Raw genomic sequence first — 17291 nt, forward strand, 5'->3', positions numbered from 1 at the left:
TGTCTTTGTCCTTGTTACCTAACTCCGCACGCGCTTCAGGGCATCCAACGCCCCCTGATCATCAAACACCTCCCGATAGCGGGTGATGAACGCCTCTGGGGTATAGCGATGAACCTGCGTCCCAACTTGTTCTAGAGCATACGCCGCCGCCAGCGACGCCGCCCGTCCCGCCACATCCCAGGGGATATTGAACGCCATGCTCACCAGCAGTCCAGCACGGAAGGCGTCCCCGACACCTGTTGGGTCGGTAATCTGTTCGGTTGGGTAAATCGGGATCGGGTAGTGGCTCTCGGCGGTGAAGATTTCCGCGCCCTTTTTTCCCAGTGTGCGGACGAATACCTTCGCCTTTTTTAGAACGTCCGCCTCGCTCATGCCCACCTTGCGCGAGAGCATCTCCCATTCGTACTCGTTCACCGTCAGCGCGTGGCAGTTTTCGACCCCCCGCCGCAGCGTTTCGGCATCCAAGCGTGGAATTTGCTGGCTCGGATCATACATGAAGGGAATTCCCCGCCGGATGCATTCTTCAACAAGGTTTGCCATGGCGACGGGATCGTTGGGGGAGATAATGACATAATCAGGGATCATGGGGATAGTCTGTTCGAGGCTGTAATTGCGGGCAAAGTTCATCGCCCCGCCGTAAAATGAGGCAATCTGGTTGTTTTCCTCATCGGTATTGGCGAAGAAGGATGCTGTGAAAACCTGTTCTTCCACCACCACCGCGCTGGTATCCACCCCATTTTGTTCCAGCCACGTCCGGTAATCGGCAAAATCGCGCCCCACCGTCCCCGCCAAACGGGGACGGTACCCCAACAAGCCCAGATTATAGGCAATATTTGCCCCCGACCCACCCCAGTGCCGCGCCATATCATCAACGAGGAAACTGAGGCTGATCATGTCCAGTTTGTCTAAGAGAAGCTGTTCGCGGAACTTGCCCGGAAAGCGCATCAGATAGTCATATGCGATGGAGCCGGTGACAACGATTTCATTCATGATCCGTAAAAAACCCTGTTGTGTGTGACGATACCTGTTAAACGAAGCTACGCTAACCCCGCTGCCCATTCACGCACCTGAAGGGCAACCGCCCCCGCCTGCGGGGATTCCAACCAGATCAAATCGGCGTAACGGCGAAACCATGTGTACTGACGGCGGACAAAATCATGGGTGTCATATTTGAAGCGGCTAACTGCCTCAGCAAGGCTTAGTTCCCCCCGCAGATGAGCGCCAAGTTGGGCATATCCCAACCCACTCATGGCGGGCAAGCTCCACCCATAGCCGCACTCATGGAGATAGCGCACTTCCTCCACCAATCCCGCCGCAATCATTCCCTCAATGCGTGAATCAAGGCGATTATACAGGCTTTCTCGATCCCCCGTGAGAGCAAGTTTAAGAAAGGAATAAGGAGGGGGCGTTTTGCCTCTCTGGGCGCTAAAGGGCTGCCCAGTAAGGAGTGTTACCTCCAACGCTCGGATCACCCGCCGCAGGTTGCGCGGGTCGATGAACGCTGCCGCCTGTGGGTCAAGCTGATGCAGACGGGCGACCAGCGCCGCCCCCTCTCCGGCGGCAATTTGCGCCTCAAATTCGGCACGAAGTTCGGCGTTGGGCGGAACATCCGGCGCCGACCAGCCCTCCATCACCGCCGCCAGATATTGCCCCGTCCCCCCGACCAAGAGGGGGATCAGCCCCCGCCCATAAATAGCATCAAGGGCGGCATAGGCAGCCGCCTGATAGCCGGCAAGCGTCAGCACCTCGTCGGGATTCACAATGTCGATTAGGTGATGGGGGACGGCGGCGCGTTCAGCGGGGGTGGGCTTTGCCGTCGCAATGTCCATGTGGCGGTAAATTTGACGGCTGTCGGCGCTGACAATTTCTACGGGAAGGTGCTGCACAAGGGCGACGGCGAGGGCGGTTTTGCCGATCCCTGTCGCCCCCGTAATGACAACAACGCCTCGCTGCTTACCAGCCAACGGCATGGGTCAGAATCTCAAGGGCATTTGTCTTTAGATCAATGACCACCAAATCAATCCGGTGGGCGACTTCCCCCAGATCGTGGGCAGCAAGGTAGGCAGCGGCAAGCCGGCGCAGCCGCCCTTGTTTTCCTTTTCCCACGCTCTCTAGCGCCGCATCAATACCGTCATAGCTGGCGCGGACTTCAACAAAGACCCAATCGCCCCCTTCGTGTGCCACAATATCAATCTCGCCCTCGCCCAGACGCCAATTTCGCTCGTGAATCGTGTATCCCCGTTCGCGCAAGGCGGAAACAGCGCGATCCTCAGCGGCGTTTCCTTTTGTTCTGGTGGTGGGCATAGGCGTTCGTCCTGTTGTGTTCTTTTGCCGTGTGGCTGCCTAAAGCACGAACCCATTGAATCGGTGGGATGGTCAAGGGCTATGGGGTGTCCCCAAAGGCAATCGTTTACGGGCTGAAAGCACCCCCCTTCTTCCGCAAGGAGAAGGGGGAACTAGGGGGAGGAGAGCAGCCGTGCCGCCTCCTTACATCCCCTTCAATTTTTCTTCCCACTTGGCAACCAGCTTGTTATAGACCGCCTCGCTGATCTCGCCGCTTGCCAGTTTCATATCAAGGCTGTCGATCATCGCTTGAATTTCTTCCTTCGTCGTCGGTGTTGCCCCACCAGCAGGGGCTGCCCCGGCGGGCGGCTGCGCCTGATTGCCCTGATTCATGTTGTTCATCATGTTCATCATCATCTGCTGCATCATCATGTTCATCTGCTGCTGCTGTTGTTGTTGTGCGGCGGCGGCGTCAGGGTTCATGATGCCCCCCATCTGCTGCCCAACACCAAAGCCAACACCGGCTGCTGCTGCCGTCCCGCCAATGCCGGGATTGTTCGCCGCATCTTGGGCAATATCCAAGCGTTTGAGGTCGGCAAAGGTGCCGGTATTCCCGCCATACTTGATCAGGTCTTGCTGCGTGATGTCGGCAATATCGAAGCCCTGTGCTTGGAACGATTTAATCCGCAAGCCAAGCGCCACAAATTCCTCGTTCAAAAGCGCCAGCGCCCCCGCCTCAAGGTCATCAATGAGGGCGTTCGCCGCCTGAAGGTTATTGATCTGCTGTTTGGAGAGCAAACTGGTGATCGTCCCCAAGAGGACGGTCTGAATGCGATCCCGAATATCCCCAAGCCGCATGATCGGCTTGCCCATCCCATATTGTTTCAAAAAGCGGATGGGGTCTTCGATCCCAATATCCACAACCCCGCGATTGCGCAGCAGCATAAAGCCGGGACCTTTGCCGGGCGTTTCCATGTAGATGGGCGGGTTCGTCCCCCATGGCACGGCGGGGAGGTCTTTCAGATTGACAAAATAGACATCGGCGGTGAAGGGCGTTTTCCCGCTGGTGATAAGGATTTTCAGCGCACCAGAGAGCAGCGGCAAATTCCCTGTCGAAAGTGTATGCCCGCCGGGAGGGAGCGAATCCAACACCTGCCCCTGCCGGACGAAGATCGCTGTTTGCGATTCTTGGACAATACACTGCGACCCCATGCGAAATTGACCGTTCCCGCCTTGCGGCTCACGGTATACTAGTTCATCATCCATCACGTTTGGATGGGAGACAACATCGATCAACATACCCTACTTCTCCTTCGCTTTCACAACCTCACCCGTGTGGTTTTGGCGATGCCCTTGTTCTCTTTACAGCGTTAACTTAACGCCGTTAACTCAGCTAAATGTGAACGGTGTTAAGTTAACACCGTTTACTTAACGGTGTTAGGCTAACCCAGTGAGCAAATCTTCACGCATTCCAAAGGCGGCGTTCGCCTCTGACGCAAGGGAATCCAGGGCGTTGATAACAAGTTCTGTTTTGTCGTTGTCTTTCGCGCCCACCGCCGCCTCAAGCGACATGACGATTTCGCGCATTTGGTCGGCATAGCGCACCATCGCCGCATCAAAGGCGTAGATTTTCTCTAGTTCGTCCGACCCCACCTTGATTGAGTCGTAGAAACCGGAATAGCCGGGGGCTGCTGTGTTGACGCGATCAATGAAGGTCTGGAAGGCAAGTTTTCCACTTTTGACCTTGCTGACCAACGAAAGCCCACCCGAACTGATCATCTTTTTTTCGACGCCAATCAGCGCCTGCATTTGGTCTTTCAACTGGCGGACGACATGCTCGCGGATCAGGCGGTCTGCCTCGCGGCGTGCGGTCATTTCCTTATAGCCGCGAAAGCCGGGGATTTTGGCAATGATTTTTTCTAAGCCGCTCCGCTCGGATACAATTTTTTTGTACAGGTCGGACATATATCTGCCCCTCTCATTCTTTCTTCACCATATGAGGGTAGCATAGCACAATCCATCAGGGCGGCAAAAACCTAGCAATTAGGGGGTCTTGAGAACGCATGACGACAAGCGCAGCACACCAGGGAATGGACATTGGGCGGTGGATCACCATCCCACGTACTCTCATCTTCCTCTATAATGGTGGGGATGTCCTCTTGATGAGACGTTCGCCCACGACCCCCATCTTTCCGGGGCATTACAACGGCATTGGGGGGCATATTGAACGCAACGAAGACCCCTACGCCGGAGCGCTGCGCGAAATTACCGAGGAAAGTGGATTAACCCCCAGCCAGATTAGCGCCCTTCGGCTGCGCGGCATTGTACAGGTTGATGGCGGCGGGGCGGCGGGGGTGATCATGTTCATCTTCAGCGGGGAGGCGCTTGCCCGTGCCGTACAGGACACGGCGGAGGGAGCGTTGGCGTGGGTTAGCCCGCAAAGCGTCTCTAGCTTGCCCTGTGTGGAGGACATTCCGATCTACCTTGAGCGGATCGCCAGCGGCGGCGATCTTCCCTTTTTTGCCCACCTTAGCTATGACGCGCAAGATCGCATGATCCTTCGCTTTGCGGAGATACGATGATCCCACCGATGACCCTCCGGCGTTTTTTTTCAGGGTTTGCCGCCTTCGCCCTGACGATATATCTGATCATCCTAATCGGTTTGCTGCCCGCAGCGCTGCCCATCATTGCCGCGCAGGGGGAAACCCCTACGCCGCCAGCCGTGCAAGTTTTTACCAGCACACCCACCGCCACCATTCCCCCAACCCTGACGCCCGATGCCAGCCTTGTCCGGCAGTACGAACCCTATGAAGTGTCTTTCACCCTTCTGCGTGACCCGCGCAGTGTGGAGGCATGGGGCGAATTCACCGCCGAGACCGGCGCGATCTACAGAATTCCCGCCTTTTGGTGGCAAGGACAAGAGGTGGTCTGTACGCAAAACTGCCTTGTCGAACAGATCACGCCCAAAGGGGAAGGGGGGTGGCGCGTGCGCTTTAGCCCGCCGACGCCCGGCGCGTGGTCGTATGTTGTCAAGTGGCGCGATGGGTCGGGAACGCAAAACGTGACGGTGGGAAACTTCCGCGCTGCCCCTGCCACAGGCGTTAACGGCGCGGCAATCCGCGTAGATCGCGGCAAACGTTCCTTTGCCTATCCTGACGGAACGCCCTTTTATCCACGCGGCGTCAACCTCGGTTGGTCGTGGAGCGGGGCGCGAAACACGCAAGGGTACATCGCGTGGTTGGAGGCGCTGGCGGCAGCAGGGGGCAATTTTGCCCGCATTTATGTTGATGTGCCTTGGTTCATTGGCTTGGGTTGGCGGGCGCCCCTTGACGATCCAGCGGCACTGCAAGTCGATTCGTGGAAACTGGATCAGGTCATGGCGGCGGCAGAGCGTTTGGGAATCCGCGTGCAGCTTGTCCTTGTCTGGTATCAGGGCTGGACAGATTACGTCTTGCCGCCCGTGAACATCCCCACCACCCCCACCCGCCCTAAGACCGATGCCGATTGGATCGATAACCCTCATAATGTCGTTCGGGGGGGACCCTTTACCACGCCGGGGCAGTTTTTTGCCGGAGAGCAAGGGCGGGCGCTCTTTAAGGCGCGGCTGCGCTATATTGTGGGGCGGTGGGGGGGCAGCCGCAGCCTGTTCGCTTGGGAGGTGATCGATTACTTGGATCAGGTTGCTCCAGCGTCACTGGGCTATGGGACGACGTGGTTGGCGGAGATGGTCAGCTACCTGCGGGACATTGATCCCTATGATCGGTTGATCACGGCGGGAGTCCGTGACCCCGCACGCATGGGAGAACTGACCGATGCCGCCCTCGATTTTTACCAACTGCGCTACTACCAGCAGCGTCCGGTAACTGACTCTGGCGATCAGTTTATGAAAACGCTGGACTTGCTGACGCCTTACCTCTTAAATGGAGATCGTCCGCTGATGATCAGCGAATTTTCATTGAATCCCTGGTTTGAGCCGGCAGCAGAAGACCCAACGGGCGTTCATCTGCGAGAAACGTATTGGGCGGCGGCAATGGCGGGGATTGCTGGTTCGCCGCTTAGCTGGTGGTGGGATACCTACCTGTTCCCCAACGGGCTGACTGATGCCCTTGCCCCGCTTGCCGCATGGGAGCGGCTGCCACTAGGCGCGATGGAGGGGGTCAATACAATGCTCATCGGAGCAAGTGCCTATGAGCCAATCACCATCAGCGGCTTTGACGCCGCGGCAACGAGCCGTACCCCACCAAACATGCGCTTTCGGATCACCGCCGATGGAGTCTTTCCGCCGATTCGCCTAGCCTCGTCATACCTGTATGGAAAGACGTTCCCCGCCGCCAATGCTGCGCCACAGCGCTACTTGTTGAGCGCGGCGGTGGATACGAAACTGACCGTGCGCGTGGTGGCTGTCTCCAGACGGGCGGGCGCACAACTCACGGTGAGTATTGATGGGCGTCCGGCGGCTGAATTGGCGCTGGTGAGCGGGGCGTTTCCCACCGAATTGATCGTCCCTATTCCGGCGGGGGAACATGAGATCGTCCTTGATAACAGCGGCGACGATTACTTACAGATTGAATCGATTCAGGTGGAGTCTTACCGCGCCCCGCTGCGGGCGTTTGCCCGTGCCGAAAAGCGCGAGGGAGCGCTGCTTGCCGTCATCCAAAACCGGCTGTACACATGGCAACATGCCGCTAACACCAGCGCAGTGATCCCGCCCCAGAGCGCCGAATTTATCGTCGCCGGAATGCCCAGTGGGTCCTATCGGGTACGCATGATTGATCTTATCACGGGGGAATTGATTGGCTCGGAGACGGAAATTGTCGAAGCGGACGGGCTGTTTCGGGTTATGCTGCCGCCAGTGGCGGGGATGCTAAGCCTAGAGGCGCTGCGGGTGGCAAAGCCAGAGACACCACCAACGGCAACGCCCACCCTGACCCCAACGCCAGAGTTGAGTTTGACACCAACGGCGCGGGTGGTGGGCTGAGGGGGGTAGCAATGCTTATCCCTAGCAAAAACGGGGAATGATCGCTATTGTTATGCGGATTAACCGCACATCAAAAGGGCAGGACGCGGACGCATGGTTCAACTCTCAACGATTTTTTGGACGCTGATCGTCCTGTGGGGGGTCATTGGCTTTCTGCGCGGCTATACAAGGGAACTCGTCTCGGCGGCAGGGATCATCCTTGCCCTCTTTGCCACGTGGCAGTTTGATGGGGTTGTTTTGCGCCCGCTTTTGCGTGGGGCAACAGCGCAGCAGCAGTTCTGGGTCTATTCGGGGATTTTGAGTGGGATCACGTTCTTTGCCTACCAAACGCCAGCAGTTGCGGCGCGGATTGCTGCCCGTCAGCAAGCATCTGGACGGGTGGGCTTGCAAGAGCGGTTGTTGGGATTGTTCTTTGGGGCGCTAAACGGGTATTTATTCTTTGGCTCGATCTGGTACTATCTCGATGTTTTTCAATACCCCTTTCCCCCCTTCATCTACGCACCCTCGCCGGAATCGGCAAGCGCGGCATTGGTTGCCAGTTTGCCGCTTTTGTGGCTTGTTCAAAACAACCTGCTGACGATTTTGGTGATCGTCTTGTTCATGTTTGTCCTGATCGCGATGATCTAGGCGCGTGCTATCATGAAACATGTTCATCTTGTGGGGATTGGCGGGGCGGGGATGTCTGCCATTGCCCGTGTGCTGCACGGGCGGGGCTTTCGCGTCTCTGGCTCAGACCGCGCCCTAAATCCGATCACAGCGGCGCTCGCCGCCGAGGGGGTGACGATCTACGAGGGACACGCTGCCACTCATGTGGAAGGCGCTGAACTGGTGTTGATTTCTTCAGCGGTGCAGCCCGATAACCCCGAAGTCTCCGCCGCCCGCGCCGCTGGCATTGAGGTACTGAAGCGCCGCGAGGCGCTCCCCTTTGTGCTTGAGGGCAAAACCCAGATTGCTGTAGCCGGAACGCATGGCAAGACGACGACAACGGCATTGATCACGCACCTCCTGCGCGAGGTGGGGCGCGATCCTTCGTACATTGTGGGCGGGGTGATGCAAAATACGGGCAATAATGCCCACGCCGGAACGGGCGATGCCTTTGTCATTGAGGCAGATGAGTATGATCACATGTTCCTCGGTCTCATGCCAACGATTGGTGTGATCACGAACATTGAACACGATCATCCCGATATGTTCCCCACCTTTGATGATACTCTCCGCGCCTTCGAGGGCTTTGTGGGACGCATCCCCGATTACGACGGCGTGTTGATCGCTTGCGCCGATGATTCCGGCGCGATGCGCATCGCCAAACCCCGCCGAGGACGTGGGCAGCCCACCCTGACCTATGGAATTCACAGCCCAGAAGCAAATTGGCAGGCAAGCGAGACGGCGGATGGGTTGGTCATTCAGGGAATGGAAAACGGTGAACTGCTGGAGGTGACCCTTCAGAAGGCGCTCCCTCCGGCGTTGGTGGGGGCGCACATGCGCCAGAATATGTTGGCGGCATTGGCAGCGTGCGTCGCCTATGGCGCATCGCTGACGGCGATGATGCCCGCCCTTTTGAGCTTCAAAGGGACAGGGCGGCGCTTGGAGCAGATGGGGGTCTATCGCGGCGTGCCGATCTTGAGCGATTACGGACACCATCCGACGGCAATCCGCACTACGTTGGAGGCGGTGCGGCAGCTCTACCCTGAGGCGGCGGTGTGGGCGGTGTGGCAGCCGCATACCTACAGCCGGACGCGGACGCTTTTGGGGGATTTTGCCGAGGCGTTTGCCGCCGCTGACCACGCCCTGATCACCACTATTTATCCGTCACGGGAACGTTACCAAACGGGCGATCCCGATGGGAACTCTATTGAGGCGGCAGTACGCGGAACACATCACCCCGATGTGCGGTACAGCGGGGATTTGGCAGCAACGGCGCTGCTGCTGCGGCGGGAACTAACGGTAGGGGCGGTAGTGATTATCTTCAGCGCGGGCGATGCGCCGAAGATTGGGGAGATGCTGCTGGCGGAGGGTGGGTGAGGGGGGGAAGCCCCCTCAAAGGGTTATTCCCCCCTTCCCGCAAGGAGAAGGGGGTAGGGGCATGAGGGCTATAAGATATGGGTATGACAGACGTGAATCATGAACTGGTCAACTGACTTCATAGACAAAATTATTTGTGGCGACGCCGTTAATGTAATGAGACAGATACCCGACAAATGCATTGGGCTTGTCGTTACATCCCCGCCGTATAATCTCAAAAACTCCACTGGCAATGGTATGAAAGATGGAAGAGGGGGCAAATGGGCGAATGCCGCGTTACAAAGTGGCTATTCTAATCATAACGACAACATGCCTCATGAAGAATACGTGCAATGGCAAAGAGAGTGTCTTTCAGAGATGCTGCGTGTCATTGATGAGGATGGCGCTATTTTTTATAATCATAAATGGCGTGTTCAAGACGGACTGCTGCAAGATCGACACGATATTGTCTCTGGTTTTCCAGTAAGGCAAATTATCATTTGGCGGAGAAAAGGGGGAATCAACTTTAATCCGGGGTACTTTCTACCAACGTATGAAGTCATCTATCTAATTGCTAAATCGAAGTTTCGACTAGCACCTAAAACAAATGCTTATGGCGATGTTTGGGAATTTACACAAGAGATGAATAACCCTCATCCCGCACCATTTCCCGTTGCCTTAATTGAAAGAATAATTAGTTCCACCACCGCTAAAGTTATCCTCGATCCCTTTATGGGATCGGGAACGACAGCTATAGCAGCGAAGAATCTTCATAGGCAGTACATCGGCATAGATATATCGAAAGAATATTGCGACATTGCAGAAACACGGGTAATAAATACATTCGCCCCGTAGAATACAAGTTCGTCCACAATAAGCCTAAGTGTTTGGGGGATTGATATTGTTCCCAGATTCTAACTAAAAAACTTGCCCAGATAATGCTATACAGATACTATCAACGCTATTGAAAGAAGGGCTGAAATGTGGATATATACACAAAAGAAGAACTAATTGGTCGTCTTACAGATCTAGGAAAAATGGGTTACGTAAAGAATGGCAGATTTGGAAATCATGGCGGAATTGGCAACACGCTTGAGGACTATCTCGGTATTGTCGAAAATAATCTACCCATTCCTAATGCTTCAGAATGGGAACTGAAAACCCAAAGAGCAAATACAACTGCATTGACCACAATGTTTCATACCGAACCCTCCCCTCGTGCGGTGCGATTTGTTCCACAAATCTTACTCCCATTATATGGCTGGCGTCATCAACAAGCAGGAACAAAGTACAGCGCGAATGAAATGAGCTTTCGGCAAACGATTCATGGGGTGAGGCACAGTGATCGGGGTTTCATCGTTAAGGTTGATCGAAATGCTCGTCAGGTATTAGTGTCCTTTAATGCGAGTTTGGTCTCAGTAAAGCATAAGGAGTGGCTTGCTCTTGTTGAGCAGCGGGTGGGCTTGGGTGAACTCAACCCTCAACCATATTGGGGATTTGACGATTTAGAACATAAAGCAGGCACAAAACTATTGAATTGTTTCTACGTACAGGCAGAGGTAAAGAAGAAAAATGGCGAAGAGTACTATTGGTACAACAAAACTCAGATGTTAACGAGGTTTCGTTTTGAAGGTTTACTTGAAGGACTTGAAAAGGGAGCCATGTTTGTTGATTTTGATGCCCGTTCTGGGCATAACCATGGGACAAAGTTCCGAATGAGACAAAACCACCTGCCCACGCTCTATGAAGAAGTTATCACTGTGGTTGATATAAAAAGTAACGACTGATCTAAATTAAATCACTCACCTTACACACAGATCCTCACCCCCTAGCCCCCTCTCCCGCTGCGCGGGAGAGGGGGGATTCGCTTTGGGAGGGGCAGCGCCCCTCCCCACCCTCTTAGGCAGGTACTCTCAGGGAAAATCACAGCGCTTGCGTAAGATGAGTTAAATCAGCCACACAAATCAGGGGAAAAGGCTTATCAAAAGCCTAACCACATAGTTCTTTTTAGAGAGAATAACACAGCGCTTTAGGGCTATAACCTTCCCCATAGACGAAGATCGAATGACTCTGTCGTCTAATAAATGGAAATAGTCCTGCTCAACGTTAGTTTAGAGGAGGGCGCCAAAAATCAAGCAGATACTCGAACGTTGTTCCCATAGTAATGTAGTTGCTTGGCCATCCAAATATTCCAATCTGATTTACAATGTTTGTTCTGTCCCAGATGATGATATTCCTAAGTTCGTATCCTCTCTTCCGCAGTTCATCAATCAAAGACACATGAAGGGTAATTCTCTCATCTTCCCACCACATATCAGGCACATTGATAACGCAGTGTCCCTTGGGGCGAAGCAACACTAGAAGCCGCTCGAAGATATTACCCATTGCCTCGGTATATTCTTCAAGCGACATAGTACCCAAATCACGGTCATGCTGAGAGTATTGTTCGACTTGATCGTATTGTTCGTTCTTTCGATTACGACGTGATTTATTCTTTCGTTTTCGATTCAAAAGATTTGCATACGGCGGGGAGGTCCATATCAAGCTAACTGTATCATTTTTAATATATTCTGCGACATATAACGCATCATCCTGAATTGCCATTTGGTGATACAAAGCCCGATTTCCAAAGAGGTTAAGATTGCTTGATAGTCTTTCTTCGCAAACCCTCAAGTAGTTTTCCTGCAAATCAAAACCGAGGGCGTTACGGTTGTGATCTTGTGACGCAATTAACGTTGTTCCACTACCCACAAATGGATCTAAAACGAGTTCTCCCTCGTGAGTAAAGAGCTTGATTATTTTGGCTGCCAACGAAACTGGAAAGGTGGCAGGGTGAATGGTTTTATCTCGAATATCTCGGCTTTCGTAACGAAACTGCCAAACACCAATTTGACTCTTAAGCCATTCTTTTGCGGATAAGCAATTAATGTGTGTCGGTTGGCAGGTGCATGTTTTTGTATAATTGATGGGCAATTTACATCTAAAAAGTGGATCACTATTCAAAACTATTGGGGGCAAAGAGTCATGTGTTACCGTGTCGTTCTTTTGCACAATTTATGTCCTTTGGGTCTCGTTTGAGGAAGCCAGCGCTCTAAGTTGGGAAAATCCCACCACTTGCCTGTGGCATTGTGATGCATTAGCCAATAATTGTAGCACTTATGTTCCGAGAGCGCTTGTGCTAAACCATTTATGGCGGGCTATTTATGTGGCGCTCCCCTTCTTGTTTCGCCATTTAATCGATCTTCCTTCGCCACATATAGACACACTTGCGCACCTCTTCACGTCCATGCGCTCCCATTTGTTGGCTGCTATGGTGCATCGTCGTAATTGTTTGGCGCATCATCGTCCCCCTTCGGCAAGGTGCGCCACGACCCACCGCAGCGCCGGATTTGTCTTTGGCTGCCCATCGAGCGCGGCGGCGGCGGCGGCGATATGTTCCCCCCTCATCTCCGGCGCATCGGCGGCGGCGAGGAGCGCCCGCAGCGCCCGCACGGTTGGATCATCGTCCAGCCGCGCCAGTTCAGCCCGCCGCGCCGCTAAGACCTCGTTGAACAGGGTGAGGAATTTCACCGCATCGTCTGCCCGCCCCAGATCAGCGCTGGTTTGTGCCTGCAACGCCCGAACAAAGACCGTCCCAATCAGATCGGGCGTTCCCGTCCGCGCCATGAGTGTCAGGCTTTGTTCAGCAGCCTTCAGGGTCGTCAGGTGGCGGCTGATCTCGCCCTCCGCACGCTCCAAAATCAGCGTTGCCTCGTTACGGCTAGCCACCGTTCGGGATCGTTCGGCAACCTCTCGAAGGATCATCGCTGCCGCTTCCCATGCCCCCTGTAAGATTCGCGCCTGCCCTAAACCGAGGGCGATACGCCCTCCCTGTTCGGCATCGGGGGTTGGTTGTAGGCTGTGAACTTTGCGGGCTTCCTCAAAGGCGCGGGTGGCATCATCCCCTTTTTTGAGGGCAAGGTAAAGCCGCCCCAACGCGCAGAGCGTTTCGATGTGCTTATCTGCCGTATGCCGGGGGTCAAGGTAAACAAGCGCCTCGTGGTGGCGCACCGCCGCCTTTGCCAATTCGCCACGCCGTTCATGCGCCGCTGCAAGGTAGCCCAGAATTCCGACGATCACTGCGCCTTGCTGTTGGGGGCGGGCTTTTTCAAGGTCGAGCGCCTTTTCTAGATGGGCAATGGCGTTGGCAAAGCTGCTGCGCTCTAGGTACAACTCCCCTAAGGCGCGTTCCGCTGCGGCTAATTCAACGGGGTGTGTCTCTCGCCGGAGGTAGTTTAGGGCGCGGTGGTAGGCATCGAGCGCCTCGCTGCCCATCCCCTGCGCCCGATAACCATCGCCAAGCGTTTTGTGGGTGATTCCGGTGCGATCATCCTGCACCGCCTCTAGGACGAGCTTTAAGTGGCTGCGTGCCTTGTCGTGCGCCCCAATCGTCGTATAGACCGCGCCCAACCCGCGATGAATGTCCGCCCGTTCTAAGGGAGATGCCCCCTCAATGCCCACTGCCGTATCATAGGCGTGAATTGCCGCTTGGGATTGCCCCAACTGGATGAACGATTCCGCCTGTACGGTGAGAATTGCCCGCCGTTCGTCGGGGGGAATGCCTTCGATCTGGAGCGCATCAAAGTAGGATTCCACGGCGCTTTGGTGATCGCCCGCAGCGGCGCTGCTCCGTCCGAGGGCGACGGCAAGTGTCCGCCAGCGCTCTGGGTCGTGGCGTAGATCGATTCGTTTCAAAGCGTGGCGGTAGGCGTCGGCAGCGGCGGGGAACTGTCCCAACGTCTCGTGGGCAGCGGCTTTATCGGCATAAACAGCGGCGATCAGGGTGGGGTTGGCATTGGGAGCCTGTTCAACCACCGACAATGCCTCGCTGAAGGTATCAATTGCCTCTGGGAACTGCCGCAAGCGCAAGCGCGTATAGGCAAGGGCGACGACGGCATCGGCATAGGCGCTCAGGTCACGCTCACGGGCGAGATGGGTGAGCGCCTCGGATAAATAAGCGGCTGCCGCCGCTGGATCGCCCGCTTCGGCACTGATCCGCGCTGCCTCACGGAGGATTTCGCCCTGTGCATGAAGGTCTGGTTCATAGGGACGCGCCGCCTCAAGCTGGCGGAGCGCTTCTGCCGTCTCGTCAAGCACCAACGCCGCCTGCGCCAATGTCAGATGGGCGGCGAGCCAGATCAGCGAGTGCGCCGATTTTTCTTCGGGGGAGGCGGCAGCGAGGGGCAGGAGGATTTCGGCGGCATCAGCGGGACGCCCCACCCGTAGGTAGAGTTCGCCCAGATCGCGGCGGGCGGCAAAGGCGACAGCGCTGCGCGGTGCGTTCGTCTCCGCGAGGGTTAGGGCGTGTTCGGCAAGGTCAATGGCGGCGACGGGATCGGCAAGGGGAGCCTCGCTGTGCAAGAACAGCCGAATGGCAAGGCAGGGAATCCCCCACGATTCATGGTGAACAGCCTCCTCAAAACGCTCCACAAAGACTGTGATAAGGGCGTTGAAAGAGGCATCGCTGCCGCCCGCCTTGTTCAGGTCACGCGCCAAGGCGGTCACGTTGAGCAGGGCATAGCCGAGGAGGGAGAGATCGGCGGACGGGCGCGGTTGGAGTATCTCCACCGCCCGCTGGAAGGTTTCTAATGCCTCATGGACGCGCCCGGTCACGCGGAGCAAACGCCCCAACGCCAACGCCGTGATCGCTGTCCCCGTGCGATCCCGTGTGGCGTCCTTGTGGCTGAGGGCGCGGCGGAAATTGGCAATGGCGCGTTCGGCATTTCCGGTACAGCGCTGCGATTCAGCGAGTTCGTGAAGGGCGATTCCAATACGATGATCATCCCGCTTGGGAACACCGCCAAGCGCTGTCGCTTCTGCTTCAAAAGCGAGGGCTGCCGCTTCGTGCGCTTCTTTCAGGCGGGCGACATGCCCCAAGACATGGAACGCCAGGGCATCAGCGGCGGGGTCGGGACGTTCGCCGCTGATCTCACGGACGCGGCGGGCGGCGGACTCAGCATCATCGGGGCGACCATCAAGGAGCGTCAGATGGGCGTGCAAGGCATGGCTGGCACGTTGACGGGCAAAGGCGGGGCGGGGGAGGGTTGCTTCATACCACACCCCCTCTGCGCCAACGCTCAATGCAGCTTCGTGAACTGCCCCCGATGCCGCCAGCGCTCGCCCTTGCGCCCGCGCCACAATCGCTCGCCACTCGGCAGATGCCTCGCTTTGGAGGACGGCATAACCCTTCAGCGCGGTGGGGAGATCGCCCATCAGGTGGGCAAGCGAGGCACGCATCCAGCGCCCGCCAAAACTGGAATCAGGGCGAATGACATTGAGCGCTTCGGTAAGGCGCCCCGCGCCGATCAGCGATTGTGTGAGCGCAAGCCGCGCCTGTGCTTGCCGTTCCGGGTTGATGCCTCGTTCTTCTTCCGCCAGCCACTGCTCACAAAGGCTGATCGCTTCGCCCCACAGACCCTTTGCCCAATAGACGGCGGTGAGTTCGGCGGGGTCGGAATCTATCCCCAAGATAGCAAGGGCGGCGTCCAAACGTCCGGCACGGCGGTAGACCCGCGCCAGAGCAACGCGAGCGATTTCTAAGCCAGCGTCGTCACGCAGTTCGTAGAGGATGCGTGCCGAGGACTCAATGTGTGATGCTGCCCCTGAATCATCCCCGCGTAGGTAAGCAAGCCGCCCTAAGGCAAGGATCGCCTGCGCCGCGCCATACTTCAAGCCCGCCGATTCATGGGCTGCCAGCGCCGCCCGCAGCCCCGCCTCCGCGCCGGCATCGTCGGTAGCGGCATCGGTCAGGGCAACCCCCTTCCGGTAATGCGCTGTCCCTTCCGGCTCACCCTGATCGGCTAAGACCAACGCCGCCCGCAAGCGTTCGGAAGGGTGGGGTGTGTTCGCGAGTGCCATCCAGCCCTCGCCGCGTATGAGGCGATCCGCCCAATTGCCAATGACGCGCAGTTGATCGCCCATGCGCTCGATAAAACAGCGTTTTTCAAGGAAGGTGAGCGCCCGCCCTGCGGCAAGAGGCGAGGGAAAACGTCCGCTGATCGCCTCAACGCTGATCCAACGGCGCGGGGTGGCGGATAATGCCCCACAAAGTGCTTGATAATTTTCGGGGAGCGCCTCAAAGGACGCCGCGTAGAGCGCCGCCAAGCGCCCGGCTGGATCAGCAGTGGGTGTTTCGGCAAGGATCGCCGTTAGCGCGGCGGGGGGCAGCCCATCTTCGGTCATCATGGCGGCGAGGAGGCGAATTGCGTTGGGGTGATGTTCGACAAGGGCGCACAGCGGGCGGATGATTGTCTCTGGCTGCCTACTGAGCGCCATCAACCAGCGGACAGCCTCATCTTCGGGGAGTCCGCTGAGGGTGACTCTGATCGGGTTGGGAAGGTGGGGGAGTGCCGCTACACCAGAGCGCCCCACCACCACATAAGGGGCGACAGCGAACAGCCATTCCGCGCCATTGTCCAGCCCCTCGGTCGAATCAACGATCAGGAGAGTGTTTGTCTCCGTCAGGTGTTCCCGAAGGGGGGCGGCTGCCTCATGTGCCTCAGCGATCAAAAGATTCGGGGCATCAAGGGCAACCCCCAAGCGGGTCAGCGCATCGCGCAGATCGTCCAACCACCAGATGCGCTTGAACGAACGCCGGATGCGCGAATCATCGGCAAGCTGGCGGAGGAGCGCCGTTTTGCCCGCCCCTTCCACCAGTGCTAGACGCCCCGCGCCGATTGCGGCAGCTAAGCGATCCATCTCTGCGCCACGCCCGATCAGTTCGGCGGGCGGCGGCGGTGGGAGGAGCATCTCTTGGGCAAGGCGCACATGGGCGGGGCTGAGGCGCGGGTAGCGTTTATCGGGCAAGAGTGGGAGATCGCCATCGCGGGGGGGTTCCGGGGCGGTCATCCGCAGCATTTCGGCGTGGAGCGCGGCGGGATCGTGCTGCGGGTCACGATCAAGCAGGGTGCGGGCATGGGCGAACCATTCGGCACTTAGGCGGTCTGTCAGGTTCGGGGTGAAGGGCGCTGGATTCATCATGCGGCTGCGC

General features: G+C 56.8%; 13 protein-coding genes. 6 read left to right on the forward strand and 7 right to left on the reverse strand.

The window, feature by feature from the left end; all coding sequences use genetic code 11:
• Nucleotides 1-18 precede the first annotated feature (18 nt).
• The 5 genes from HS103_05370 to HS103_05390 all read right to left on the reverse strand — a co-directional run bounded on the left by HS103_05370 (nucleotide 19) and on the right by HS103_05390 (nucleotide 4248).
• Nucleotides 19-990 carry a carbohydrate kinase family protein gene (locus tag HS103_05370; GenBank protein ID MBE7512230.1) on the reverse strand — a complete coding sequence of 324 codons (972 nt, stop codon included), beginning with the start codon at nucleotides 988-990 and terminating at the stop codon, nucleotides 19-21.
• A gap of 47 nt (nucleotides 991-1037) precedes the next feature.
• Entirely contained in the window at nucleotides 1038-1970 is a 933-nt protein-coding gene (gene miaA, locus HS103_05375) for a tRNA (adenosine(37)-N6)-dimethylallyltransferase MiaA (GenBank protein MBE7512231.1), read from the reverse strand.
• On the reverse strand, nucleotides 1954-2304 hold the full coding sequence (locus HS103_05380) for a YraN family protein (GenBank protein ID MBE7512232.1): 351 nt from the start codon (nucleotides 2302-2304) through the stop codon (nucleotides 1954-1956). Before HS103_05380 ends, miaA begins: the two co-directional genes overlap by 17 nt.
• Before the next feature lie 183 nt (nucleotides 2305-2487).
• Nucleotides 2488-3582, reverse strand: a complete 1095-nt coding sequence (locus HS103_05385) for an SPFH domain-containing protein (protein MBE7512233.1) — start codon at nucleotides 3580-3582, stop codon at nucleotides 2488-2490.
• A gap of 138 nt (nucleotides 3583-3720) precedes the next feature.
• Nucleotides 3721-4248, reverse strand: a complete 528-nt coding sequence (locus tag HS103_05390) for a hypothetical protein (GenBank protein ID MBE7512234.1) — start codon at nucleotides 4246-4248, stop codon at nucleotides 3721-3723.
• Between the two features lie 98 nt (nucleotides 4249-4346).
• Between HS103_05390 and HS103_05395 the strand changes: the two genes are divergently transcribed.
• From HS103_05395 to HS103_05420, 6 genes are all read left to right on the forward strand, one after another.
• Nucleotides 4347-4865, forward strand: coding sequence for an NUDIX domain-containing protein (locus tag HS103_05395; protein MBE7512235.1), 519 nt, complete (start codon nucleotides 4347-4349; stop codon nucleotides 4863-4865).
• Entirely contained in the window at nucleotides 4862-7261 is a 2400-nt protein-coding gene (locus HS103_05400) for a DUF5060 domain-containing protein (GenBank protein ID MBE7512236.1), read from the forward strand. The genes HS103_05395 and HS103_05400 overlap by 4 nt, the downstream gene beginning before the upstream one ends.
• A gap of 93 nt (nucleotides 7262-7354) precedes the next feature.
• Nucleotides 7355-7888 carry a CvpA family protein gene (locus HS103_05405; protein MBE7512237.1) on the forward strand — a complete coding sequence of 178 codons (534 nt, stop codon included), beginning with the start codon at nucleotides 7355-7357 and terminating at the stop codon, nucleotides 7886-7888.
• 12 nt (nucleotides 7889-7900) lie between these two features.
• Nucleotides 7901-9283: a UDP-N-acetylmuramate--L-alanine ligase gene (gene murC / locus HS103_05410; protein ID MBE7512238.1), complete on the forward strand. Its 1383-nt coding sequence runs from the start codon at nucleotides 7901-7903 to the stop codon at nucleotides 9281-9283.
• Nucleotides 9284-9382: 99 nt separating this feature from the next.
• Entirely contained in the window at nucleotides 9383-10117 is a 735-nt protein-coding gene (locus HS103_05415) for a site-specific DNA-methyltransferase (GenBank protein ID MBE7512239.1), read from the forward strand.
• Between the two features lie 128 nt (nucleotides 10118-10245).
• Nucleotides 10246-11049, forward strand: a complete 804-nt coding sequence (locus tag HS103_05420) for an MvaI/BcnI restriction endonuclease family protein (protein ID MBE7512240.1) — start codon at nucleotides 10246-10248, stop codon at nucleotides 11047-11049.
• 319 nt (nucleotides 11050-11368) lie between these two features.
• Here HS103_05420 and HS103_05425 read toward each other — a convergent pair whose 3' ends face one another.
• Nucleotides 11369-12271, reverse strand: a complete 903-nt coding sequence (locus HS103_05425; protein ID MBE7512241.1) for a site-specific DNA-methyltransferase — start codon at nucleotides 12269-12271, stop codon at nucleotides 11369-11371.
• 330 nt (nucleotides 12272-12601) lie between these two features.
• Nucleotides 12602-17281, reverse strand: coding sequence for a tetratricopeptide repeat protein (locus HS103_05430; GenBank protein ID MBE7512242.1), 4680 nt, complete (start codon nucleotides 17279-17281; stop codon nucleotides 12602-12604).
• Between the last annotated feature and the right edge of the window lie 10 nt (nucleotides 17282-17291).

This window comes from Anaerolineales bacterium (assembly GCA_015075625.1).
Taxonomy (GTDB): domain Bacteria; phylum Chloroflexota; class Anaerolineae; order Aggregatilineales; family UBA2796; genus UBA2796.